Origin of the sequence: Pseudenterobacter timonensis (genome assembly GCF_900021175.1) — a bacterium.
In the GTDB taxonomy this organism is placed as follows: domain Bacteria; phylum Pseudomonadota; class Gammaproteobacteria; order Enterobacterales; family Enterobacteriaceae; genus Enterobacter; species Enterobacter timonensis.
On the sequence record NZ_FCOP01000011.1, the window covers coordinates 741,841 to 764,078 of the forward strand.

A 22,238-nucleotide genomic window follows, 5' to 3' on the forward strand; every position below is an offset into this window, starting at 1 on the left:
CGCGGCGAAATCAACCGAAACAATTCCTGTACGGTAGAAAGCGAACTAACCGGCGCGCGTCGGGTCTGATTTTTTTGCGCGAGGCGGCGAGCGGCGCGCGCAATTTCGTTTGGCCAGATGTTGTACGCAGCAACAGCCATAACAACAAGAAGGAAGCACCATGTTTAACTCTTTTTTCCCAAAGCCAGGGCCATTCTTTCTCTCGGCGTTTATTTGGGCGCTCATCGCTGTCATCTTCTGGCAGGCCGGGGGCGGCGCGTGGCTTGAACATCTCGTTGGCGCAACGGGGGATGTCCCCATCAGCGCCGCGCGTTTTTGGTCGAAAAGCTATCTGCTGTTTTATGCCTATTACGCCGTTTGCGTGGGGCTGTTTGCGGCGTTCTGGTTCACCTGGTCACCGCATCGCTGGCAGTACTGGTCGATTCTCGGCACCTCGCTCATCATCTTTGTCACCTGGTTTCTGGTGGAGGTGGGGGTCGCGGTCAACGCCTGGTATGCCCCGTTCTACGACCTGATCCAGACAGCCTTAAGCGCGCCGCATAAAGTCTCCATTAACCAGTTCTATCGCGAAGTGGGCATCTTTCTGGGGATCGCGTTGATTGCCGTGGTGATCGGCGTCCTGAATAACTTCTTCGTCAGTCACTACGTCTTCCGCTGGCGTACCGCCATGAATGAACACTATATGGCGCACTGGCAGCATCTGCGCCATATCGAGGGCGCCGCCCAGCGTGTGCAGGAAGATACCATGCGCTTTGCCTCCACCCTGGAGGATATGGGCGTGAGCTTTATCAACGCCATTATGACCTTGATCGCCTTTTTGCCGGTGCTGGTCACGCTCTCCGCCCACGTGCCGGAGCTGCCCATTATCGGCCATCTGCCCTATGGTCTGGTGATTGCCGCGATTGTCTGGTCGCTGATGGGCACCGGCCTGCTGGCCATCGTCGGGATCAAGCTGCCGGGGCTGGAGTTTAAAAACCAGCGTGTGGAGGCGGCCTACCGTAAAGAGCTGGTCTACGGGGAGGACGATCCGCAGCGTGCGTCGCCGCCAACCGTTCGCGAGCTGTTCAGCGCGGTGCGCCGTAACTATTTCCGCCTCTACTTCCACTATATGTATTTCAATATCGCCCGTATTTTGTATCTGCAGGTGGATAACGTTTTCGGTTTGTTCCTGCTGTTTCCCTCCATCGTCGCGGGTACGATTACCCTCGGCCTGATGACCCAGATCACCAACGTATTCGGCCAGGTGCGCGGTTCGTTCCAGTATCTGATAAGCTCCTGGACTACGCTGGTTGAGCTGATGTCCATCTACAAGCGTCTGCGCAGCTTTGAGCGCGAGCTGGACGGCAAAAACATTCAGGAAGTGACCCATACCTTAGGCTAAAACAGGAAGTAGCTATGACATATGCCATATCCCGCGTATTACCCTTATCGCTGCTGGCGGCGCTGGTGCTGGCGGGCTGCGCCGGGAAAGAGGCTGCCCCGCTGAAAAAAGGCGAGAAGCCGGTGGATGTGGCAACCGTAGTGCGGCAAAAAATGCCGGCCAGCGTGAAGGACCGTGACGACTGGGCCATCGTGCTGGCTAAGACCTTTGAGAGCCAGAAAATCGCCCCCACCGAGGAGAACGTCTGCTCGGTGCTGGCGGTAGCGCAGCAGGAGTCGATGTATCAGTCCGATCCCGCGGTGCCGGGACTCAATAAAATCGCCTGGAAGGAGATCGACCGGCGGGCGGAGAAGCTGCATATACCGCTGTTTATGGTCCATACGGCGCTGAAAATCCCCTCGCCGAACGGCAAATCTTATAGCGAGCGGCTGGATACGGTGAAGACAGAGCGCCAGCTGAGCGCGATTTTTGACGATTTCATCAACATGGTGCCGATGGGCCAGACGCTGTTTGGCTCGCTTAACCCGGTGCATACCGGCGGGCCGATGCAGGTCAGCATCGACTTTGCGGAAAAACATACCCGCGGCTATCCGTGGGAGATCGAGGGCACGGTGCGCCAGGAGGTCTTTTCCCTGCGCGGCGGCCTCTGGTTTGGCACCTATCATCTGCTGAACTATCCGGCCAGCTACAGCGCTCCTCTCTATCGATTCGCCGACTTTAATGCAGGATGGTACGCCAGCCGCAACGCCGCGTTCCAGAATGCAGTAAGCAAGGCGACAGGAGAGAAGCTGGCGCTCGACGGGGATCTTATCGCTTATGGTAGCGACGAGGCGGGGAGTACTGAACGGGCGGTGCGTAAGCTGGCGATTAAGCTCGATATGAGCAACGGGGAGATTCGTCGGCAGCTGGAGAAGGGCGATAGCCAGGCGTTTGAGGAGACCGAACTCTACCAGCAGGTTTATCGGTTGGCGGAGCAGAAAAGCGGTAAAAAGCTGCCCAGAGAGGTGTTGCCGGGCATTCAGCTTGAGAGCCCGAAAATCACGCGCAATCTCACCACAGCGTGGTTTGCAAAACGCGTCGACGATCGCCGGGCTCGCTGTATGGGGCTGAATTAGCGCGAGCGGTAGTGCCGCCAGCGCAGCAGCAGCGCCACCACGCCAAGGATGGCGCAGCCCGTCAGAAACGGAATCAGGCCAAAGATGGTGCTGACGCCAAAGCCAATTTCCACGTGGGGACGGCCCGTGTCCTGCACCTGCATCAGATGTTCATACACGCCTGGCGAATGTACGAGCACATTTAAGAGCTGCGACCCCGCCCAGAAGCAGAAGAGCACGAAGAGGGCGTAGGCGATATTTCCCGGCGCAGAGGTTGTGGGTTGTTTGCCGCCGAAAATCGGCTTCGACAATGTAAAGTCTGCCATAAAGACCTCCCGTTAATCTCTGGAGCAGTGCCACTCAGTAAGGGGAAGTTTGACAGCAGAATGAGATTGTCAATATCAGAATCGTGTTAATTTGCTGCCAGGAATAGGCCTGAATTATCGATTTCTGTCGCATATCACAAATCAGTAACTAAGTGGTAACTTATTAACAATTAAGATTTCCCGCATCCTCCGCAGGCCGTAAAGTGCATGCCTGGTAAACGAGGTAATCTGCCGGAGCAACCATGAAACTCACATCCAAACTTCGCCGTGACTGGCACTACTACGCCTTTGCGATTGGGCTGATCTTTATTCTTAACGGCGTTGTCGGACTGCTGGGCTTTGAGGCGAAAGGCTGGCAAACCTATGCGGTAGGGCTGGTGACGTGGGTAATCAGCTTCTGGCTGGCGGGGCTGATTATCCGCCGCCGTCCTGAAGAGACGACGGCGGAAAAATAGTTTAACCGTTTACCGAGCTGCGCAGGGCGCGGTCGGCCTGATGGCGCTCCAGCGCCAGCTCAATCAGACGGGTGATTAGGTCACGATAGCTGATGCCGCTGGCCTGCCACAGTTTCGGATACATGCTGATATTGGTAAAACCAGGCAGGGTGTTGATTTCGTTAATTACCACGTCGTTATTGTCGGTTAAAAAGACATCCACGCGCGCCATACCGCAGCAGCCGAGCGTCTGGTAGGCTTCGATGGCGATCGCACGGATCTTATCATTAATCGCCGGATCCAGCGCCGCGGGAACCACAACCTGCGCCCCCTGGTCATCAATGTATTTGGTATCGTAGGAGTAAAAATCGCTGTTCAGCACCACTTCGCCGCAGGTGCTCGCCTGTGGGTAATCGTTACCCAACACCGCGCACTCGATCTCCCGACCTTTGATGGCCTGTTCAACCACCACCTTATGGTCAAATTCAAACGCCAGATCGACCGCTTCGCGATACTGCGCCTCGCTGGTGACTTTGCTGACGCCAACGGAGGAGCCCTGGTTAGCTGGCTTAATGAACAGCGGCAGGCCAAGCTCTTGCGCCACTTTTTCAAAAGGGTAGCGATCGCGACTGGCGCGGGTGAGGGTGACAAACGGGGCGATATGCAGCCCGGCATCGCGCAGCAGGCGCTTGGTGACATCTTTATCCATGCAGGCGGCGGAGCCCAGCACATCAGAGCCGACAAAGGGCAGGTTCGCCATGCGTAACATTCCCTGCAGGGAACCATCTTCCCCCAGGGTACCGTGGACGATAGGGAACACCACGTCGATATGCTCCAGCGCCTGCGCGTTTTGCGTATTGACCAGCTGCCCCTCTGTGCGACCCGGTACGGCCGCGACGCCGATGGGAGAAGGGTTAAGGGCGATCCGCGCCGGGTCGTCCGCGTTCTGCAAATAGGCGCTGGCATCGTTCACATGCCACTGGCCCTGTTTATCGATTCCCAACAGCACCACCTCAAAACGGCTCTTGTCGATCGCGTTGACAATATTTTTGGCCGACTGCAGCGACACCTCATGCTCCGCTGACTTTCCCCCAAAGACAATTCCTACCCGCTGCTTTGCCATTTCACACTCTTCCAGTCTGACGAAAAGCCTATAACATACCACGATGCCCGGCGGGATTCGCCGCCTTCTGCCATAATGTTTGACGAGGTAAAGAGGAGGGCGAGTGAAAGGGAAAGGTCTGTTAATTCTGGCGATAATTGCGGGCGCGGCGGTGATGGGATATCGCTGGCTGCCCTCTTATTACAACCCTTTTACCCCCCTGTCGCTTGACGATCCGCCCGGGCGCATCACGCAGTTCAAGCTGCGACGGCTGACGCCGCAGGCCTGCCGCGATCTGTTGGCGCAGGCCAGCCAGCGCAACTGGATCACATACCAGCGCGTCGCCGACAGCCAGGGGGCCTGCCCGCTTACCGATGTGGTGCGGGTGCGCCGCCTGGGGGCGGTGAGCCTGAGCAGCAGTTTTCTCGCCAGCTGCCCGCTGGCGCTCAGCTCCGTGCTCTTTATAGAGCAGCAGGCCCGGCCGCTGGCCCGGCAGATGATGGGCAGCGAGCTGAAGCGCGTTGACCATCTGGGGAGTTACGCCTGCCGCAACATCTACAACCGGCCCGATGCGCGCCGCAGCGAACATGCCAGCGCAGAGGCGCTCGATATCAGCGGCTTTCAGCTCGCCGACGGGCGACGGATAACGGTACTGCGCGGCTGGCGCGATCCACAGACGCAGCCCTGGCTGCGGGCCATGCTCAGCGCCAGCTGCGGCTACTATGGCAACGGGCTGGGGCCGGAGTATAACGCGGCGCACGCCAACCACTTTCATCTGGGCATGCGCGGATATGGCCTGTGCCGCTAAAGCATAATTCTCCATCCCGGGTGGGTTAAATTGTGACTTGTTTCACAAATATGATGACTGGGAAGATAAAAGACTAAACTCATCGGGGCCGCATCTCTGGTGCCAACCGCGCGGAACGGGCCTGCTACCCTGTGGGCGTATTTGCCTGAAACTGAAGATAATCTCCCTATGGAATCCTGGAAAGTTAACCTTATTTCAGTCTGGTTTGGCTGTTTTTTTACCGGCCTCGCGATTAGCCAGATTTTGCCCTTCCTGCCGCTCTATGTCTCGCAACTCGGCGTGACCTCGCACGAGGCGCTGTCGATGTGGTCGGGGCTCACCTTCAGTATCACCTTTCTGGTCTCAGCGATTGTTTCACCCATGTGGGGTAGCCTGGCGGATCGTAAAGGCCGCAAGCTGATGCTCCTGCGCGCCTCCCTGGGGATGGCGATCGCTATTCTGCTACAGGCCTTTGCCACCAACGTCTGGCAACTTTTCCTGCTTCGCGGCCTGATGGGGCTGACCTCCGGTTACATTCCTAACGCCATGGCGCTGGTGGCCTCGCAGGTGCCGCGCGAGCGCAGCGGCTGGGCGATCAGCACGCTCTCCACCGCGCAAATTACCGGGGTGATTGGCGGCCCGCTGATGGGCGGTTTCCTGGCGGATCACGTCGGCCTGCGGGCAGTCTTTTTTATTACTGCCATGCTGCTGGTGGTGAGTTTTCTGGTGACCCTGTTTTTAATTAAAGAGGGGGCGAGAAAAACTGTCAGTAAGTCGGAGCAGTTGAGCGGGAAGGCGGTGTTTGCCTCGCTTCCTTATCCGGGGCTGATGATTAGCCTTTTTGTCACCACGATGGTGATTCAGCTCTGCAACGGCTCGATAGGGCCGATCCTCGCGTTGTTCATTAAGGACCTCTCTCCGCACAGCAGCAACATCGCGTTCCTGAGCGGCATGATTGCCGCTGTGCCGGGCGTATCGGCGCTGATCTCCGCGCCGCGGCTGGGCAAGCTTGGCGATCGTATCGGCACCGCCCGCATTTTGATGGCGACGCTAATTGTCGCCGTCGTGCTGTTCGCCGCGATGTCATTTGTCACCACGCCGCTGCAATTAGGTATCCTGCGCTTTCTGCTGGGCTTTGCCGATGGCGCCATGCTCCCCGCCGTGCAGACGTTGCTGCTGAAATACTGCAGCGACCAGGTCACCGGCCGCATCTTTGGCTATAACCAGTCGTTTATGTATCTGGGCAACGTGGCCGGGCCGCTGATTGGCGCATCGGTTTCGGCTATGGCGGGTTTCCGTTGGGTCTTTGTGGCGACCGCTATCGTGGTCTTTTTGAATATTATCCAGCTTGCCGTCGCCCTTCGTCGGCGTCAGCAAAAAGCGGCCCTGAAAAAGCCGGAAGGTGGCTGATAATATATTCTGTATTATTCACTTGCCCCATAGGTTTGCACTTTTATGGGGCAAATAAATACACTTACCAAACTATTATCACCCTCAGCATTTATATAAAAACGTTTCGATCCCTTTTCTCTTATAATATTTGCGACACAGGCTATTTTTTCATAAAGATAATACTTTTCTCCTCTTTGCAATAATCGAGCGCAATGATAAGTTCAGCAAAAAACCGCTAAGGAAATGGTGCGATGAAGAACCTTATTACCGAGTTGCTGGTGAAACTTGCCCAGAAGGAAGAGGAATCGAAAGAGCTGGTTGCGCAGGTAGAGGCGCTTGAAATCGTCGTTACAGCCCTGCTGCGACAGATGGCGCAAAGCGAACAGCAGGCGTTAATCCAGAATATTGAAGGCGCGCTGGAGCAGGTGAAGCCTGACTCCACGGTATCGGCTGAGGATAGCGAACTGCTACAACAATATGTAAAAAAGCTATTGCGGCATCCACGCAGCTAGGCGGACAGGGGGTGCGTTTGCTGTCATAGCGTTGTCACGTGGTATGCCTATAGTCGCTCTGTTTTATTTTTTATGTATTTTTACATGGAGAAAATAAGTGAAACAGAGCGCACTCTTCCTGACTTTATTACCGTTATTATTCACCCCAGGCGTTTATGCTGCAACGCCGCCCACCGCGGCGCTGGATAACCGCCCGGCTCAGGGGGATATTACCCAACCCGGCGGCGCGCGCCGCTTAACGGGCGATCGGACAGCGGCGCTAATGGCCGCTCTTAATGACAAACCGGCAAAAAATATTATTCTGCTGATTGGCGACGGGATGGGCGATTCGGAAATTACCGCCGCGCGCAATTACGCCGAAGGGGCGGGCGGCTTTTTTAAGGGCATTGATGCGCTGCCGCTGACCGGCCAGTACACCCACTACTCCCTCGATAAAAAAAGCGGTAAACCGGACTATGTAACCGATTCCGCCGCCTCCGCTACCGCCTGGTCAACCGGTGTGAAAACCTATAACGGCGCGCTGGGGGTCGATATCCATGAGAAAGATCACCAGACTATTCTCGAGCTGGCGAAAACGGCAGGGCTGGCAACGGGCAACGTCTCGACCGCCGAGCTGCAGGACGCTACGCCCGCCGCGCTGGTGGCGCATGTTACCTCGCGTAAATGCTACGGCCCGGGTGTGACCCGCGAAAAATGCCCTTCCAACGCGCTGGAGCAGGGCGGAAAAGGCTCCATTACGGAGCAGTTACTCAATGCCCGCGCGGATGTGACGCTGGGCGGCGGGGCGAAAACCTTCGCTGAAACCGCGACGGCGGGGGAATGGCAGGGCAAAACCCTGCGCGAGCAGGCGCAGGCGCGCGGCTATCAGCTGGTAAGCGATGCCAGCTCTCTCGCGGCCATCACCGAAGCCAACCAGGATAAACCGCTGCTCGGCCTTTTTGCCGAGGGGAATATGCCGGTACGCTGGGAAGGGCCAAAGGCCTCTTACCACGGCAATATCGACAAGCCGGTGGTTACCTGCACGCCTAACCCGCAACGTACCGACAGCGTGCCGACGCTGGCGCAGATGACGGAGAAAGCGATTACCCTGCTGAGCAAAAACGAGAAGGGCTTTTTCCTGCAGGTGGAAGGGGCTTCCATCGACAAGCAGGATCACGCCGCTAACCCCTGTGGTCAGATAGGTGAGACGGTCGATCTCGACGAAGCGGTGCAGAAGGCGCTGGAGTTTGCGAAGAAGGATGGCAATACCCTGGTGGTGGTGACCGCCGACCATGCGCACGCCAGCCAGATCATTCCACAGGACAGCAAAGCGCCGGGGCTGACCCAGGCGCTGAACACTAAAGACGGGGCGGTGATGGTGATGAGCTACGGCAACTCGGAAGAGGAGTCGATGGAGCATACCGGCACGCAGCTGCGCATTGCCGCCTATGGGCCGCATGCGGCTAACGTAGTCGGGCTGACCGATCAGACCGATCTTTTCTATACCATGAAGGCTGCGCTGGGCCTGAAGTAACCCCGAACCCGGCGGGATCGCTTCCCGTCGGTTGGTTTTTTTTCCGCCACGAACCAGACTTACTGAGAATACTCACAGAAGGATGGTGCTATGAAAACATACTTACTGGTTACCCTACTTTCCGGCGCATTTGCTGTCGCATCGGCCCAGGCGGCAGAGCCGTCACAAACGCCCCAGCAGCAGCGCATGACCACCTGTAATCAGCAGGCGACCTCCCAGGCGCTGAAGGGCGACGCGCGCAAAACGTACATGAGCGACTGCCTTAAAAACGCCAGCTCGAAGCCGGGGGAAAAGAGCCTCACCCCTCAGCAGCAGCGGATGCGCGAGTGCAGCAACCAGGCGACCCAGCAGTCGCTTAAAGGGGCAGACCGCTCGACCTTTATGAGCGGCTGTCTGAAGAAAAAAGAGTAATCCTCCCGGCTCCTCGCGTCAGTAAGAGGAGCCGTTTTTCCTCGCTCCGTACTCAGCCTTCCGGGTGATCCGGCGGGCTTCCTCACCCGAAATTTCATACTTTCGCGATAGCGCCCCTCTCTATAATTTTGGGAAATGTTGCAGAATGTTCCTAAAAATGATGAATGATGACGAATTTTACAATGATGCTGCCAGAGAGGGGGCATCGCCGACAGCCCTTTCTCCGGATGAACATCATCGCTCCGGCATTCGCTTCGCCAGGCGGAACAGGCTGCCGCGCACCTGTGGCCTGGCGATGCTCTTTATGCCTGTCGCCGGGGCGCTCGTGGCGCAGGCGCAGGCGGGGGAGTGGTGGCTGTTGCTGGTTGGCTGGTGCTTTATCTGGCCGCACCTCGCCTGGCAGCTGGCATCCCGTTCGGCCGATCCGCGCCAGAGCGAAATGGGCTATCTGAAGGTGGATGCCATTATGGCGGGGATCTGGATAGGGCTTTCCGGGGTGAATATCCTGCCTGCCGTCGCGCTGGGGCTGATGACGGGTATGAATCTGATGGGGGCAGGTGGAGTGCGGCTCTTTAGCGCTGGCGCTATGCTCACCGCGACTGCCGCGCTGGTTACGCTGCAGCTCACCGGAACGGCGGTCGCCCTGGCGCTCTCGCCGCTCGCATTCTGGCTGGCTTTGCCGTCGCTTGTGCTCTATCCCATTCTTTTTGCCTGGGTGAGCCACCAGACGGCGATTCGGCTGGCGGAGCATAAACGGCGGCTTGAGCGGATGAGCGCCCGCGACGGGATGACCGGCGTCTTTAACCGTCGCCACTGGGAGCTACTGTTGAGCCAGGAGTATGAGCAGTGTCGCCGCCACCATCGGGAGGCGGTTATCCTGATTATTGATATCGACCACTTCAAATGTATTAACGACACCTGGGGTCATGACGTGGGCGACGAGGCGATTATCGCCGTGACGCGCCAGCTGCAGCTTACGCTGCGCGCGGCTGACGTGGTCGGGCGGTTTGGCGGTGACGAGTTCGCCGTGATTATGAGCGGCACCGGGGCGCAGAACGCCATTGCGGCGATGACGCGGGTACATGAGCGGCTGGCGGGGTTAACGCTACCCTGCGCGCCGCAGGTGGCGCTGCAGATAAGCGTCGGCATTGCCCCCTGGACGCCGACGTTCAGCCACTATCGCGAGTGGCTGAAAGCGGCCGACGTGGCGCTCTACAGAGCAAAAAACGGGGGGCGCAACCGTACTGAAGTAGCCGCCTGACCTCAGGATTTACTCAGCTTCTCCGATTTTTCCATACACTTCGTCATCGCTTCGATTACCGCAGCGCGAAAGCCGCGATCTTCCAGCACCCGAACTGCTTCAATCGTTGTACCGCCGGGTGAACAGACCATATCTTTAAGCTCGCCCGGATGTTTTCCCGTATCCAGTACCATTTTGGCTGAACCCATTACCGCCTGGGCGGCAAATTTATACGCCTGCGCCCGCGGCATACCGCCCAGCACGGCCGCGTCGGCCATCGCTTCGATAAACATAAATACGTAGGCGGGGGCCGATCCGCTGACGCCGACCACCGGGTGGATCATCGGTTCGGCAATCAGCTCCGCTTCGCCGAAGCAGCGGAAGATGGTCAGTATTTCCGCGGTCTCTTCCGGCGTCACCAGCGCGTTCGGCGTTACGGAGGTCATACCGGCATTGACCAGCGACGGGGTATTGGGCATGGCGCGAACAATTTTCCGGTCGTGGCCCAGCGCCCGCGCCAGCTGTTCCAGCGTGACGCCCGCGGCGATAGAGACCACCAGCGACTCTTTGTTGAGGCTGGAGGCGACTTCGCTTAATACCTTCACCATGATATGGGGCTTAACGGCGCCAAAGACGATATCGGCGATCTGCGCCACCTCCTGTGCGCTGGCGGCGGCGTTAATACCGTACTGGTCATGCAGCGCGGCGACGTTATCCGGCGACGGGGTGTAGACCCAAATCTGTCCTGGCCGCACCTGGCCGCTGGCGATCAGACCGCCGAGAATCGCTTTACCCATATTGCCGCAGCCAATGAACCCGATCTTCTTCTCCATCACGTCTCTCCGTTATGATGCGTTATTCTCTGTGACTAATGCTTTATAGATTAACAACGAAAAGCAGGCGACAATAGCCGCCATTATGAACCCGGGAGAAAATATGGCGATTTGGGTTGATGCGGACGCCTGTCCGAATGTGATTAAAGAGATTCTGTTTCGTGCCGCCGAGCGTGTGCAGATCCCGCTTACGCTGGTGGCGAATCAGAACCTGCGCGTGCCTCCATCAAAGTTTATTCGCGCCTTACGCGTTCCTGCCGGGTTTGACGTGGCGGATAACGAAATCGTGCGGCTGTGCAGCGCAGGCGATCTGGTGATTACCGCGGACATTCCGCTGGCCGCCGAGGTGCTGGAAAAAGGGGCGGCGGCGCTCAATCCCCGCGGCGAGCGCTACTCGCCCGCCACCATTCGCGAGAAGCTCACCATGCGCGATTTTATGGATACCCTGCGCGCCAGCGGCGTACAGACCGGCGGGCCGGACAGCCTCTCCCAGCGCGATCGCCAGCTCTTTGCCGCCGAGCTCGACAAATGGCTGCTGGCGTTTCAGCGCCGGGCGGCACAATAAATAAAGCGCCATTGGGGCAGCCTCTGCTGAAAGCAGGGTTGTCACCGGGCCTCGCTTTGCAGTAAAGTTAACAGAACATCTTCTGCAATCATTTCTTTACACTCTCTATGCCATGCGGCAGCAAGGGGAACATCTGGCAATGACCCAACCCATCTTTTTAGTTGGCCCCCGCGGCTGCGGAAAAACCACCGTTGGTCTTGAACTGGCGCGCATCAGCCAAAGCCAGTTTGTCGATACCGACCACTGGTTACAAACCGAGGCGGGTGAAACGATCGCACAACTGGTGGAAAAAGAGGGCTGGGCACGTTTTCGCGCCCGTGAGACCGCCACGCTGATGGCGGTTACCGCACCGGGGACGGTCATTGCCACGGGCGGCGGTATCGTGCTGGCAGATCAGAACCGCAGCTTTATGCGAGAAAAAGGGACCGTCATCTATCTCTGCGCGCCGGTTTCAACGCTGGTTGCGCGCCTGGAGGCCTCCCCCGAAGAGGGGCAGCGGCCAACGCTTACCGGCAAACCGGTGAGCGAAGAGGTGAGTGAGATCCTGGCGGAGCGTGACGCCCTCTATCGCGAGGCGGCGCATCATGTGGTTAACGCCTCCCAGGCGCCGGAAGAGGTCGTAAATCAGATTGTTACCGCTTTGCGTTTAGCGTGCGTCAGCTAAGGGGCGTCTATACTCATAGCTCACTTGCAAAAAGAGGATGCACTATGCCAACCAGACCTCCTTATCCGCGTGAAGCGCGTATTGTCGCCGTCGAAAAAGGCGGTACCGATCAAACCGTGACCTGGTATCAGTTGCGTGCGGATCACCCGAAACCCGATTCGTTAATTAGCGAGCATGAGACCGAGCAGGAAGCGCTGGATGCAAAACGGCGTTATGAAGACCCGGACAAGAGCTGAACAAAATCCTAAATACGCCATAACCGTGCCGGAATCACATTTTTCAGCCATCGCAAATGTTAACGAAGGGTTAATATTTAGTAATTACAGGCAGGTTCGCCAGAGGGCGCGGATCTTTACATTTCGGTGTGAAGATCCGCTGCTACTCTAATGAGCTGTTTACGTCAAATCAGAACCGCGCAGTGTAGTGAGTCTGTGCCTGTGTTAAAGCGGTAGTAGTGAAGAAAGGCGATCAAGATGAAGGCAAAACTGGCGATCCTCACCATTGGGGTGGTCCCTGTCAGCGTAGTATTACCCCTGCTGACGGAACATATCTCTGAACAACAAATTACCCATCTGAGCCTGTTGGGCAAGATGAGTCGGGAAGAGGTCATGGAAGACTACGCCCTTGAGCCGGGAGAGGATTCCCTGCCAACATTACTTAATGACGGAAAGCTCGCTTACGTATCACGCCAGAAGATCGAGCGTGATATGCAGGCGCTGGTCGAGGTGCTTGATAACCAGGGGTACGAGGTCATTCTCTTTATGAGTACCGCGCCGATTGAAGGTCTGGTGGCGCGCAAATCTATTCTCCTGGAACCGATGCGCATTATTCCACCGCTGGTGGCCTCGATTGTCGACGGGCATCAGGTCGGGGTGATCGTCCCCATTGAGGAGATGCTGGAGTTTCAGGCAAAGAAGTGGCAGGTGCTGGAAAAGAAGCCGCTCTATGCGCTGGCGAATCCCGTCTGGGACAGCGAAGAGACGCTGATTGGAGCCGGTCGCGAACTGCTGGATCGCGGGGCGGATGTGTTGATGCTCGATTGTCTCGGTTTTCATCAGCAGCACAGGGACTTACTGCAAAAAACGCTGGATGTGCCGGTGCTGTTGTCGAATGTGCTGGTGGCGCGTCTGGCCTCTGAATTACTGGTGTAATGATTTTACGTGACAGCGACGAAGGATGGCCCCTATAGTGGATTTTCCACTAAAAAAAGATAAGGGACACGCCATGCTTCAGAGTAATGAATACTTTTCCGGTAAAGTGAAATCGATTGGTTTTACCAGCAGCAGTACTGGCCGCGCCAGCGTTGGGGTGATGGCTGAAGGGGAGTACACTTTTGGCACCGCAGAGCCGGAAGAGATGACGGTGATTAGCGGTGCGCTGAACGTGCTGCTGCCGGGCGAGACGGAGTGGAAAGTTTTTACCGCCGGGCAGATCTTTAACGTTCCGGGCCACAGCGAATTTCATCTGCAGGTTGCCGAGCCAACCTCTTATCTGTGTCGTTATCTGAAGTAAAGAGCTAACCCTCCCCCGCAGGGAGGGCCAGCCGTCAGGGATTAGCGCTGCGCTTCGCCGCCTAATCCCTCCACCAGGCTCTGGATCAGCGCCGCCAGTTCACCCGTCATCAGAATAAAATCGGCGTCAAAGCGCTGGGCAAAATCGTCCCGGTCGATATCATCATTCTGATCGCGCAGTTCATCGCAAAACTTCAGACGCTTCACCGAGCCGTCGTCGCACATTACAAACTGAATGCGCTGCTGCCAGTCGAGCGCCAGTTTGGTCACCAGCTTGCCGGCTTCAATATGGACCGCGATCTCATCGCTGACCAGATCCTGTTTTTTGGCGCGGATCACGCCCCCCTCTTCGAGGATCGCCTTCAGCTCCGCCTCGTCCAGCAGCTGGAAGCCCTGCGCCGCGCTGCCGCTACGCACCCATTCGGTCAGCGTCAGTTCGATCGGGTTTTCCATCGTCAGCGGCACCACCGGCAGCGAGCCCAGGCTCTTACGCAGCAGGGCCAGCGTATCTTCCGCTTTTTTAGCGCTGGCGCAGTCGACCATGATCAGGCCGTTTACGGAGTCGATCCACATCATCGTCTGGCTAAAGCGGCTGAAGGCGCGGGGCAGCAGCGAGTGCAGCACCTCATCCTTCAGGGAATCTTTTTCCGTTTTCTTCAGCTTGCGGCCCTGATCCGCCTCCAGCCTGGCGATTTTGGCCTCCAGCGCCTGTTTCACCACCGGCGTGGGCAGAATTTTCTCTTCCTTACGGGCGCAGATAACGATCTGCCCGTTGTTGGCGTGGGTCAGCGCATCGCTGTGCGAGCCCATCGGCGGGACCCAGCCGGTTTTCGCCATCTCCTGGCTGCCGCACGGGGTAAACGCGTAAGCGGCTAACTGTTTTTCCATCTCTTCGGCGCGCAGGGAGACGTCGCGGCTGAGACGGTAAACCATCAAATTTTTGAACCACAGCATGATAATTTCCACGGCCTTGTCGTTAAATCAGCGGGCATGATAGCGAATTGTCGCCTGGCTTGCATTGCTAATCGGAAAGCGGGCTTCTACGCTGTTGATAATCAAAATGATGAGGAGAGTGTTGTGCGTATTGGCATCGATTTGGGCGGCACCAAAACAGAAGTGATTGCGCTGGGCGAGCAGGGGGAGCAACTGTTTCGTCACCGTCTGCCCACGCCGCGTGACGATTACCGGGCAACGATCGAGACGATCGCCCGGCTGGTGGAGATGGCCGAGCAGGCGACCAGCCAGAGCGGCAGCGTCGGGATCGGTATTCCCGGCTCCCTTTCCCCCTACACCGGCGTGGTGAAAAACGCTAACTCCACCTGGCTCAACGGCCAGCCGTTCGATCGCGATCTCAGCGCCCGGCTGAACCGGGAGGTGCGGCTGGCGAATGACGCGAACTGTCTGGCGGTCTCCGAGGCGATCGACGGCGCAGCGGCGGGGGCGCAGACGGTCTTTGCGGTGATCATCGGCACCGGCTGCGGCGCGGGCGTGGCGCTTGGCGGACGGGCGCACATCGGCGGCAACGGGACGGCGGGAGAGTGGGGACACAATCCGCTGCCGTGGATGGATGAGGATGAGTTGAAATTCCGGGCGGATGTCCCCTGCTACTGCGGCAAGCAGGGCTGTATCGAAACTTTTATCTCCGGCACCGGTTTTGCCACTGACTACCAGCGTCTGAGCGGCAGGGCGCTGAAGGGTAATGAGATTATGCGTCTGGTGGAGGAAAACGACGCGGTGGCGGAGCTGGCGCTGAGCCGCTACGAGATGCGGCTGGCCAAATCGCTGGCGCACGTGATCAATATTCTCGATCCCGACGTGATTGTTCTCGGCGGCGGGATGAGCAATGTCGATCGCCTCTACGCCACGGTGCCGACGCTGCTGAAGCAGTGGGTCTTTGGCGGCGAATGCGAGACGCCGATCCGCAAGGCGGTACATGGCGACTCGAGCGGCGTGCGGGGCGCGGCCTGGCTCTGGCCGCAGTAATCAACGCGCGGCGCCCAGGGCGCCGCGTCTTTTATTCCAGGTTCGCCTTATTCAGGCCGTAGGCCGCATCCAGCGAGCCGGGCACCATGCGGGAGACGATCCCCAGCCGGTTCCAGGCGTTAATCCCCACGATAATGAAATTGAGCTCCGAAAGCTCCACCTCCGAGAAATGCGTCGCCACGTTGTGGTAGAGCGCATCGCTTATCCCCTCCGGCCCAATTTGGGTTAACGCTTCTGCGAACGCCAGCGCAGCTTTTTCGCGTTCGCTGAACAGCGGCGATTCGCGCCATGCGGCCAGATGGTAAAGGCGAAGCTCACGTTCGCCCGCTATTTTCGCCTCTTTGGCGTGCATATCCAGACAGAAAGTGCAGCTGTTAAGCTGCGAGACGCGGATATCGATCAGGTGCTTCAGGCGCGGCTCAAGGGTGTTTTTTCCTGCTGCCAGGCTCAGGTCAGAGAGTGCTTTAACCAGCGCCGGGGTGAGTTTGTGATGATTTATGCGGGTGCTCATTGTCTTTCCTTTTTTAATCGTGACGGTATGCGACCAGGCAAATTTACGCCGCTTATGACATAGTAAAAAGATACAAAACCGATCTAATGAGGTAGGACATGAAGCCGGGTTATCACGCGATTTATCTGTCATATCGGGATAACATCATGCGTGGGGTGTTAAAGCCCGGCGATAAGGTACCAGCGATTCGCCTGCTGGCGGAAGAGCTGAAGGTCGCGCGCAAAACGGTTGAAACCGCCTACGCGATACTGACGGGAGAAGGCTTTCTGGTCAGCCAGGGGGCGCGCGGTACGCGGGTTAACCCGGATCTAAAGCTGTCCGGCGGGCAGCTACAGCAGGCGCAGCCGATAGCGGCCGACCAGCCGGAATCACTCGTGGCCCAGCGCGAGCGCGTTGGGTTTATGCGCCCCGGCATCCCCGCGCTGGATAGCTTCCCTTATAAAAAATGGCTGCTGCTGGCAGGCCAGGCGACCCGCTCGATGCGCCCGGAGGAGATGCTTAACCCGCCGGTGATGGGCTGGTATCCGTTGCGGGAAGCGGTCGCTCGCTACCTGAACATCTCCCGGGGCATCGCCTGCACGGCAGAACAGGTGTTGATCACCAGCGGCTACAGCGCCAGCCTGCGGTTGATCCTTGATACTCTCGCCAGCGGCAGCGATAAGGTGGTATTTGAAGATCCTGGCTACTTTATGGGCCTGCAACTGCTTAAACGTATTGCTCCTGAGCTGCATGGCGTACCGGTGGATCGTGCCGGGCTGGATACCGATTACCTGCTGCGTCACCACCGGGACGCCCGTTTCGTTATCGTGACACCTTCGCACCAAAGTCCGCTGGCGGTCACGCTCTCGCTCCCTCGCAGGCAGCAGCTGCTGCAATGGGCGGCGCAGAGCCATGCCTGGATTATTGAAGATGACTATGACGGGGAGTTTCACTATACCCGTAAGGTTTTACCGTCGTTAAAAAGCCTCGACCGGCAGGACCGGGTCATTTTTATCGGCTCTTTCAGTAAGACCATTATGCCGTCGCTGCGCCTGGGTTATATGGTGATGCCTGCTAAAACGGTTGCCGCGTTTACCCGCAGTGCGGATTGCCTGACCGGGGGCCAGCCGGTACTGACGCAAAAAATCGTGGCCGCTTTTTTAAACGAGGGGCATTTTTTTCGCCATCTCAAAAAGATGCGCAGCCTCTACCAGCAGCGACGCGACAATATGATCGCCGCGCTGCACGAGGTGTATGGGGAGCACTTTACCGTTGAACAGAACGATGGCGGCATGCACATTGTCGCCTTCCTGACGCAGGGCGGCGACGATCGCGCAATCGCCCGTTGCTGGCAACAGCATCAGCTGCAGGTTAACGCCCTGTCTGAATGGTATTCTGCGCCGCAGAAACGCTACGGGCTGGTGATGGGCTATAACGGCGTACGCAGCAAAGAAGAGGCGGTGGATCTTTTGCAGCGGCCACGTGCAAAGACGCTGGCGCTGCTGCAAAAGTCAGAGAGCCGATCGTTGCGTTAAGGGTTCACCGCGAACTGCCGATCCAGTCGGCTGTAGCCCAGCCCGTTAATTTTCTTCACCTTGATCTGCACCGGGATACGCTCCTTCATCGCCTCCACGTGGCTTATTACGCCGATGGTTTTCCCGGTGGCGTTCAGCGCGTCGAGCGCATCCAGCGCCGTGTCCAGCGTTTCGCTGTCCAGCGTGCCGAAGCCTTCATCCAGAAAGAGCGAGTCGATACGGGTTTTATGGCTCACCAGATCGGAGAGCGCCAGCGCCAGCGCGAGGCTCACCAGGAAACTCTCTCCGCCGGAAAGGGTGCGCGTATCGCGTACCGCGTCCGCCTGCCAGGTGTCCACCACCTCCAGCTCCAGCGCGTCGCTGGCCTTACGTTGCAGAAGATAGCGCCCGTGCAGACGGTTAAGCTGCTGGTTCGCCAGCCATACCAGGTTATCCAGCGTCAGCCCCTGGGCAAATTTACGGAACCGATCGCCCTCTCTGGAGCCAATCAGGGCGTTGAGATGGCCCCAGTCGTCGGCCAGACGGGCCGCCTCGTCAATTTGTGCCTTTAACCGCTGCTGCTGCTGGCGCTTATCGCTCTCCTGCTTAAGCTGCTGGCGGATTTCACCCTGCTGCGTGGTATTTTCCCGCAGCGCCTGTGCCAGCTGAGAGAGCTGCGCCTGCAGGGCGGGCGCGTCCACGTCCAGCCCCTGCGGACGCTGCTGTTGATGGGCGGAAAGCTGCTGGCCCGCCTGGGCTGCCAGCGCGCCGGCCTGCTGTAGCTGCTTCTCCAGGGTTTGCTGCCGCTGCTCCAGAAGGCGCATCGACTCTTCATCCAGCAGGGCGGCGAGAAAGGCCTCTCTGCCGCTAAAACGGCTCTCCTGCAGCGCGGCGGCGAACTGCGCCTGCGCCTCCCGGGCGCGCGCCTGCTCCTGTGTCTCCTGCTGTTGCAGCGTCTCCAGCTGGCTTTGCAGGGCCACGCAGGCGTTATGGCTCTCTCGCCAGTTAGCCGGGATAGCCGCTTCCGCCTCGTCGCCCTCCGCTTCCGGCAGCGTCTCCAGCAGCGGCGTCAGGGCGTTGATGCGCTCCTGCAGGGCGCCATGCTGCTTCTCTGTCTCCTGCCAGCGGGTGGCCTCGGCTTCGCGCTCGCTAAGCCAGCGGCTCTCCTCTCCCTCGGGAGGAAGCGCAAGGGCGAGAGCCTGCAGCGTACGCTCAAGCGCGCCCTGCGCGGCGGCGATCTGCTGACGCTGCTGGCCCGCCTGCTCCTCCAGTTCGTTAAGCTGGCTTTGCAACGCCAGGCGCTGGCTTAGCGCAAAAAGCTGGCGCTCACGCTGCTCCTGCGTGCTGAGCCAGGGGGCAATATCCTCCTGAATATCCAGCGAAATCTCCAGGGATGCGCTGGCGTCGCGCCATGCCTCCATCAGCGTTTCGGCTTCCTGAACCAGCGCCTGCTTCTCTTCCTTTTCACGCGCCATCTGACTGGTGAGCGCATTGACCTGGCCCAGTAACAGGAGTCCCTCCTCTTTCAGGGTGGTCACCGCTTTGGCGAGATCGTCCCGACGCTGCTGGTTTTCGCTTAGCGTCAGCGCCTGATACTGCGAGACGGCGGGATGGTGGGGAGAGCCGCAGAGCGGGCAGGGCTGGCCGGCCTGAAGCTGTGCGCGGTCCGCCTCCAGACTTTTGATCTTCTCCTCCTGTCGACAGAGGGTTTCCAGATCGAGATAGTGCTGATGCTTCTCTTTATACTGCTGCCGACGCAGGCGCAGGGTCTCGTTAAGCGTGGCCAGCTCCGCCTCGCCTTTCTGCTGGCTGTGAGCCAGCGCGGCGAGCCGTTTTTGCAGCGGCTGATAGCGCGCGTGCAGAGTGGAGAGCTGCTGGCGCGGCCCGCGCAGGCGGACGTGTTGCGCCAGCGCGTCGGCCACCTCCTCTGCGGTGAGCGTCAGTTCGCTCTCCGGCAGGCTGGCGAGCTGTTTGCGCCGTTCAGCCAGACGCTCAGTCAGGACGGCAAGCTGCGCGCTGTCGCGCTTAAGCTGGCTGAACTGCGCGCGCCAGCCGGCGATCTCCGGTCGCCACTGGCGGAAACGGTCGTGCTCCTCCAGCCAGCGGGCAAGCGCTGCCTGCTCCTTCTGTAGCGTCTCGCGGGTGCGCAGGGCCGCGTTGCGGATACGGCCGCGCAGCGCCAGGGTGGAATGTAAGCGAGTATTCACTTCAGCAATCTGCTGTTTCGTCTGCGCCAGCCGGGTGGCCTGTTCCTCTTCCCGCTGCCAGAGAGGGCGTAGCAGCGAGGCGGGACGCGCCAGCTCAAGCTTTGCCAGGTCGGGAGCAGCGTCGTTCAGCGCCTGCTGCGCCTGTTGTTGCGCCTCTAACGCCTGCTGGCGTTCGCGGGTCAGTTCATCGCGGCGGGTGAGCCACTGAAGCTGCTGCTGCTGGCTCTGCTGCTGCGCCAGCACTCTTTTCTCTTCGTCAGTGAGCGCCTGCAAACGTTGGCTCAGCGCCTCCAGCTGCGCCTCATCAAGCAGCGTCAGCCCGGCCGCCTGCGCCTGATGTTTTTCCAGCTCGCCGCGCGCCGCTTTGTGTTTTTCAAAGACCATCGCGGAGATCTGACCGTAAATTTCGGTGCCGGTCAGCTCCTCCAGCAGTTCGGCCCGCTCTTTGGGTCTGGCGTTAAGAAACGCGGCGAACTGCCCCTGGGAGAGGAGCATCGAGCGGGTAAAGCGGTCGTAGTCCAGCCCGGTCAGCAGGGCAGTCTGCTCCAGCTTGTCGCTCACTTTATCGGCGAGGATTTTGCCATCTTCGCAGCGCGCCAGCTCTACGCGCGGCGCCTGCAGGTTGCCATCAGGCTGGTTTCGCGCCCGGTTCTGGCTCCAGAAGGCGCGATAGGCGACCCCTTTTACTTCAAACTCCACTTCGGCCAGACATTCCGCGGTGTCGCGGGTCATCAGATCGTTTTGCGCCTGCGACACCTTTTGCAGGCGCGGCGTTTCGTGGTAGAGCGCCAGGCTGATGGCGTCGAGGAGGGTGGTTTTCCCCGCCCCGGTCGCGCCGGTGATGGCAAACAGGCCGTTACTGAGAAAAGGCTCAGCGGTAAAATCGATTTTCCACTCTCCCTTCAGGGAGTTGAGGTTTTTCAGGCGCAGGCTAAGAATTTTCATGCGCTTTCCTCTTCATCATTATTAAGGGCGTCCAGGGCATGGGCGAAGAGGGTATTCAGCCGCGCCCGGCTCGCCTCGTCGAGATCCTCCTGCGCCAGCCGCCGCTCGAACACCTCTTCGACGCGCAGCTCGCTTAAGGTCTCCCGGCTGGCGCCGAGCAGGAGCTTCTCGCGCTGTTCACGGCTGCGGCGCACCAGCAGCACCTCTACCGGCAGATCTTCCGTCAGCGCCTGGATTTTGCGCTGCATATCGTGCAGGTACTCGTCGGTGGTGATTTCGATATCCAGCCAGACGGGGGGCGTCTGTGGGACGTCGCGCCACTGCTCAAGCTGCGCCGTAATGGCCGGCAGATCGCCCTTCAGTACGGCCAGCGGCTGGGTGACAGGCACCTCCAGCGCCTCCACGCTGCTGAGTTGTCCTTCGCTAAAGCTGACCAGATGCACGCTTTTGGCTTTACCGGTTTCATCAAAACTCAGCGGGATCGGCGAGCCGCAGTAGCGGATATGTTCGCAGCCGCCCACCTTCTGGGCGCGGTGAATATGGCCGAGGGCGATATAGTCGGCGGGGGGAAAGTTCTGCGCCGGAAAGGCGTCCAGCGTGCCGATATAAATTTCGCGTACCGCGTCGCTTTTGCTGGCGCCGACGGTGGTGAGATGGCCGGTGGCGATCACCGGCAGCGGGCGGTCGCCACGCAGGGCGCAGGCCGCCTCGTACTGCTGCTGATAGTAGTCGGTGATGGCCTGCAGCAGATGCAGCTGCTTGTCCCGCCCCGAGAGCCCCGCCTGGCTTTTAACAAGGTCGCGCGGGCGTAAAAAGGGGATCGGGCAGAGCACCGCGCCAGGAGTGCCGTCGCGCTTTTTCAGGATACGCGGCCCGTCGCCCGCGCTGGCCACCACGGTGGTGTTGAGAAAGGCGAGGATCTCCCGGGACTCGTTCAGCGTGGCGACCGAGTCGTGATTGCCCGCGACAATTACCAAGTGGCAGCCGGTCTGCTGGAGGTTGACGACGAAACGGTTATAGAGTTCGCGCGCGTAGCTCGGCGGCGCGCCGGTATCGAAAATATCTCCGGCGACGAGAATGGCATCCACCGCCTGCTGGCGGGCGGTATCCAGTAGCCAGTTGAGGAACGCTTCATGCTCGGCGGCGCGGCTTTTGCTGTAGAAGTTTTGTCCCAGATGCCAGTCCGAGGTGTGAAGTATACGCATAACAGGTCCGTAGCAAAAAAAGATGAAGAGGATTATAAACATTCAGGGGGAGAAAATACCGCTGTAATAAGAGCCCGTCCCGGCAGAGCAGTTTTTCATAAATCTGTCATAAATCTGACGCATAATGAC

The 22,238-nt window shown here is 58.8% G+C and carries 23 protein-coding genes; 16 read left to right on the forward strand and 7 right to left on the reverse strand.

All coding sequences use genetic code 11. The features are described from left to right. The first annotated feature begins 160 nt into the window (after positions 1–160). Both sbmA and BN3796_RS09755 read left to right on the forward strand, forming a co-directional pair. Positions 161–1,381, forward strand: a complete 1,221-nt coding sequence (gene sbmA / locus BN3796_RS09750) for a peptide antibiotic transporter SbmA (RefSeq protein ID WP_061708154.1) — start codon at positions 161–163, stop codon at positions 1,379–1,381. 14 nt (positions 1,382–1,395) lie between these two features. Next, positions 1,396–2,496, forward strand: a complete 1,101-nt coding sequence (locus BN3796_RS09755) for a DUF1615 domain-containing protein (protein WP_061708155.1) — start codon at positions 1,396–1,398, stop codon at positions 2,494–2,496. Here the strand turns inward: BN3796_RS09755 and BN3796_RS09760 are convergent. Continuing rightward, positions 2,493–2,801 (reverse strand): DUF2755 family protein, encoded by a 309-nt coding sequence (locus BN3796_RS09760; protein WP_061708156.1) that lies wholly within the window; start codon positions 2,799–2,801, stop codon positions 2,493–2,495. The two genes, BN3796_RS09755 and BN3796_RS09760, sit on opposite strands and share 4 nt — an antisense overlap. A gap of 242 nt (positions 2,802–3,043) precedes the next feature. Here BN3796_RS09760 and BN3796_RS09765 point away from each other — a divergent pair, with 242 nt between their 5' ends. Further along, positions 3,044–3,256, forward strand: coding sequence for a DUF2754 domain-containing protein (locus BN3796_RS09765; RefSeq protein WP_061708157.1), 213 nt, complete (start codon positions 3,044–3,046; stop codon positions 3,254–3,256). Between the two features lies 1 nt (position 3,257). On the opposite strand, the gene ddlA is transcribed toward BN3796_RS09765, so the two are convergent. Beyond that, entirely contained in the window at positions 3,258–4,358 is a 1,101-nt protein-coding gene (gene ddlA, locus BN3796_RS09770) for a D-alanine--D-alanine ligase (protein ID WP_061708158.1), read from the reverse strand. 103 nt (positions 4,359–4,461) lie between these two features. Between ddlA and BN3796_RS09775 the strand changes: the two genes are divergently transcribed. The 6 genes from BN3796_RS09775 (at position 4,462) to adrA (ending at position 10,213) form a co-directional block, all read left to right on the forward strand. After that, entirely contained in the window at positions 4,462–5,145 is a 684-nt protein-coding gene (locus BN3796_RS09775) for an extensin-like domain-containing protein (RefSeq protein WP_061708159.1), read from the forward strand. 168 nt (positions 5,146–5,313) lie between these two features. Further along, positions 5,314–6,534 (forward strand): multidrug efflux MFS transporter, encoded by a 1,221-nt coding sequence (locus BN3796_RS09780; protein ID WP_061708160.1) that lies wholly within the window; start codon positions 5,314–5,316, stop codon positions 6,532–6,534. Positions 6,535–6,767: 233 nt separating this feature from the next. Beyond that, positions 6,768–7,028, forward strand: a complete 261-nt coding sequence (iraP, locus tag BN3796_RS09785; protein WP_061708161.1) for an anti-adapter protein IraP — start codon at positions 6,768–6,770, stop codon at positions 7,026–7,028. A 97-nt stretch (positions 7,029–7,125) separates the two neighbouring features. Next, positions 7,126–8,541, forward strand: a complete 1,416-nt coding sequence (phoA, locus tag BN3796_RS09790) for an alkaline phosphatase (protein WP_061708162.1) — start codon at positions 7,126–7,128, stop codon at positions 8,539–8,541. A 90-nt stretch (positions 8,542–8,631) separates the two neighbouring features. Next, positions 8,632–8,952, forward strand: coding sequence for a phosphate starvation-inducible protein PsiF (gene psiF, locus BN3796_RS09795; protein ID WP_061708163.1), 321 nt, complete (start codon positions 8,632–8,634; stop codon positions 8,950–8,952). Between the two features lie 145 nt (positions 8,953–9,097). Next, positions 9,098–10,213, forward strand: a complete 1,116-nt coding sequence (gene adrA, locus BN3796_RS09800) for a diguanylate cyclase AdrA (RefSeq protein ID WP_061708164.1) — start codon at positions 9,098–9,100, stop codon at positions 10,211–10,213. A gap of 2 nt (positions 10,214–10,215) precedes the next feature. Here adrA and proC read toward each other — a convergent pair whose 3' ends face one another. Then, complete coding sequence (gene proC, locus BN3796_RS09805) at positions 10,216–11,025, reverse strand: pyrroline-5-carboxylate reductase (RefSeq protein ID WP_061708165.1); 810 nt, start codon at positions 11,023–11,025, stop codon at positions 10,216–10,218. Between the two features lie 103 nt (positions 11,026–11,128). On the opposite strand from proC, the gene BN3796_RS09810 reads away from it, so the two are divergent. The 5 genes from BN3796_RS09810 (at position 11,129) to ppnP (ending at position 13,766) form a co-directional block, all read left to right on the forward strand. Then, the gene (locus BN3796_RS09810) at positions 11,129–11,590 is read left to right on the forward strand and encodes a YaiI/YqxD family protein (protein WP_061708838.1); all 462 of its coding nucleotides are present in this window, start codon (positions 11,129–11,131) and stop codon (positions 11,588–11,590) included. 139 nt (positions 11,591–11,729) lie between these two features. Beyond that, entirely contained in the window at positions 11,730–12,254 is a 525-nt protein-coding gene (gene aroL, locus BN3796_RS09815) for a shikimate kinase AroL (RefSeq protein WP_061708166.1), read from the forward strand. Between the two features lie 44 nt (positions 12,255–12,298). Beyond that, positions 12,299–12,490 (forward strand): protein YaiA, encoded by a 192-nt coding sequence (gene yaiA, locus BN3796_RS09820; protein WP_061708167.1) that lies wholly within the window; start codon positions 12,299–12,301, stop codon positions 12,488–12,490. Positions 12,491–12,727: 237 nt separating this feature from the next. Next, positions 12,728–13,405, forward strand: a complete 678-nt coding sequence (locus BN3796_RS09825) for an AroM family protein (protein ID WP_061708168.1) — start codon at positions 12,728–12,730, stop codon at positions 13,403–13,405. A 73-nt stretch (positions 13,406–13,478) separates the two neighbouring features. Continuing rightward, positions 13,479–13,766, forward strand: a complete 288-nt coding sequence (ppnP, locus tag BN3796_RS09830; protein WP_061708169.1) for a pyrimidine/purine nucleoside phosphorylase — start codon at positions 13,479–13,481, stop codon at positions 13,764–13,766. 41 nt (positions 13,767–13,807) lie between these two features. Here ppnP and rdgC read toward each other — a convergent pair whose 3' ends face one another. Further along, a complete protein-coding gene (gene rdgC / locus BN3796_RS09835; RefSeq protein WP_061708170.1) occupies positions 13,808–14,719 on the reverse strand; it encodes a recombination-associated protein RdgC in 912 nt (303 codons plus the stop codon). A 123-nt stretch (positions 14,720–14,842) separates the two neighbouring features. Between rdgC and mak the strand changes: the two genes are divergently transcribed. Then, positions 14,843–15,748: a fructokinase gene (mak, locus tag BN3796_RS09840; protein ID WP_061708171.1), complete on the forward strand. Its 906-nt coding sequence runs from the start codon at positions 14,843–14,845 to the stop codon at positions 15,746–15,748. A 31-nt stretch (positions 15,749–15,779) separates the two neighbouring features. On the opposite strand, the gene BN3796_RS09845 is transcribed toward mak, so the two are convergent. Next, a complete protein-coding gene (locus tag BN3796_RS09845; protein WP_061708172.1) occupies positions 15,780–16,259 on the reverse strand; it encodes a carboxymuconolactone decarboxylase family protein in 480 nt (159 codons plus the stop codon). A 98-nt stretch (positions 16,260–16,357) separates the two neighbouring features. On the opposite strand from BN3796_RS09845, the gene pdxR reads away from it, so the two are divergent. Further along, a complete protein-coding gene (pdxR, locus tag BN3796_RS09850) occupies positions 16,358–17,773 on the forward strand; it encodes a MocR-like pyridoxine biosynthesis transcription factor PdxR (protein WP_061708173.1) in 1,416 nt (471 codons plus the stop codon). Here pdxR and sbcC read toward each other — a convergent pair. Both sbcC and sbcD read right to left on the reverse strand, forming a co-directional pair. Continuing rightward, the gene (gene sbcC / locus BN3796_RS09855; RefSeq protein WP_061708174.1) at positions 17,770–20,904 is read right to left on the reverse strand and encodes an exonuclease subunit SbcC; all 3,135 of its coding nucleotides are present in this window, start codon (positions 20,902–20,904) and stop codon (positions 17,770–17,772) included. The genes pdxR and sbcC overlap by 4 nt on opposite strands. After that, positions 20,901–22,109, reverse strand: coding sequence for an exonuclease subunit SbcD (sbcD, locus tag BN3796_RS09860; RefSeq protein ID WP_061708175.1), 1,209 nt, complete (start codon positions 22,107–22,109; stop codon positions 20,901–20,903). Before sbcD ends, sbcC begins: the two co-directional genes overlap by 4 nt. Positions 22,110–22,238 lie beyond the last annotated feature (129 nt).

Bases quoted from the DNA above. Each gene is read 5' to 3' on its own strand.
- sbmA (WP_061708154.1), top strand. From the start codon at position 161: ATGTTTAACTCTTTTTTCCCAAAGCCAGGGCCATTCTTTCTCTCGGCG.
- BN3796_RS09755 (WP_061708155.1), top strand. From the start codon at position 1,396: ATGACATATGCCATATCCCGCGTATTACCCTTATCGCTGCTGGCGGCG.
- BN3796_RS09760 (WP_061708156.1), bottom strand. From the start codon at position 2,801: ATGGCAGACTTTACATTGTCGAAGCCGATTTTCGGCGGCAAACAACCC.
- BN3796_RS09765 (WP_061708157.1), top strand. From the start codon at position 3,044: ATGAAACTCACATCCAAACTTCGCCGTGACTGGCACTACTACGCCTTT.
- ddlA (WP_061708158.1), bottom strand. From the start codon at position 4,358: ATGGCAAAGCAGCGGGTAGGAATTGTCTTTGGGGGAAAGTCAGCGGAG.
- BN3796_RS09780 (WP_061708160.1), top strand. From the start codon at position 5,314: ATGGAATCCTGGAAAGTTAACCTTATTTCAGTCTGGTTTGGCTGTTTT.
- iraP (WP_061708161.1), top strand. From the start codon at position 6,768: ATGAAGAACCTTATTACCGAGTTGCTGGTGAAACTTGCCCAGAAGGAA.
- psiF (WP_061708163.1), top strand. From the start codon at position 8,632: ATGAAAACATACTTACTGGTTACCCTACTTTCCGGCGCATTTGCTGTC.
- adrA (WP_061708164.1), top strand. From the start codon at position 9,098: ATGTTCCTAAAAATGATGAATGATGACGAATTTTACAATGATGCTGCC.
- proC (WP_061708165.1), bottom strand. From the start codon at position 11,025: ATGGAGAAGAAGATCGGGTTCATTGGCTGCGGCAATATGGGTAAAGCG.
- BN3796_RS09810 (WP_061708838.1), top strand. From the start codon at position 11,129: ATGGCGATTTGGGTTGATGCGGACGCCTGTCCGAATGTGATTAAAGAG.
- aroL (WP_061708166.1), top strand. From the start codon at position 11,730: ATGACCCAACCCATCTTTTTAGTTGGCCCCCGCGGCTGCGGAAAAACC.
- yaiA (WP_061708167.1), top strand. From the start codon at position 12,299: ATGCCAACCAGACCTCCTTATCCGCGTGAAGCGCGTATTGTCGCCGTC.
- BN3796_RS09825 (WP_061708168.1), top strand. From the start codon at position 12,728: ATGAAGGCAAAACTGGCGATCCTCACCATTGGGGTGGTCCCTGTCAGC.
- ppnP (WP_061708169.1), top strand. From the start codon at position 13,479: ATGCTTCAGAGTAATGAATACTTTTCCGGTAAAGTGAAATCGATTGGT.
- rdgC (WP_061708170.1), bottom strand. From the start codon at position 14,719: ATGCTGTGGTTCAAAAATTTGATGGTTTACCGTCTCAGCCGCGACGTC.
- BN3796_RS09845 (WP_061708172.1), bottom strand. From the start codon at position 16,259: ATGAGCACCCGCATAAATCATCACAAACTCACCCCGGCGCTGGTTAAA.
- pdxR (WP_061708173.1), top strand. From the start codon at position 16,358: ATGAAGCCGGGTTATCACGCGATTTATCTGTCATATCGGGATAACATC.
- sbcC (WP_061708174.1), bottom strand. From the start codon at position 20,904: ATGAAAATTCTTAGCCTGCGCCTGAAAAACCTCAACTCCCTGAAGGGA.
- sbcD (WP_061708175.1), bottom strand. From the start codon at position 22,109: ATGCGTATACTTCACACCTCGGACTGGCATCTGGGACAAAACTTCTAC.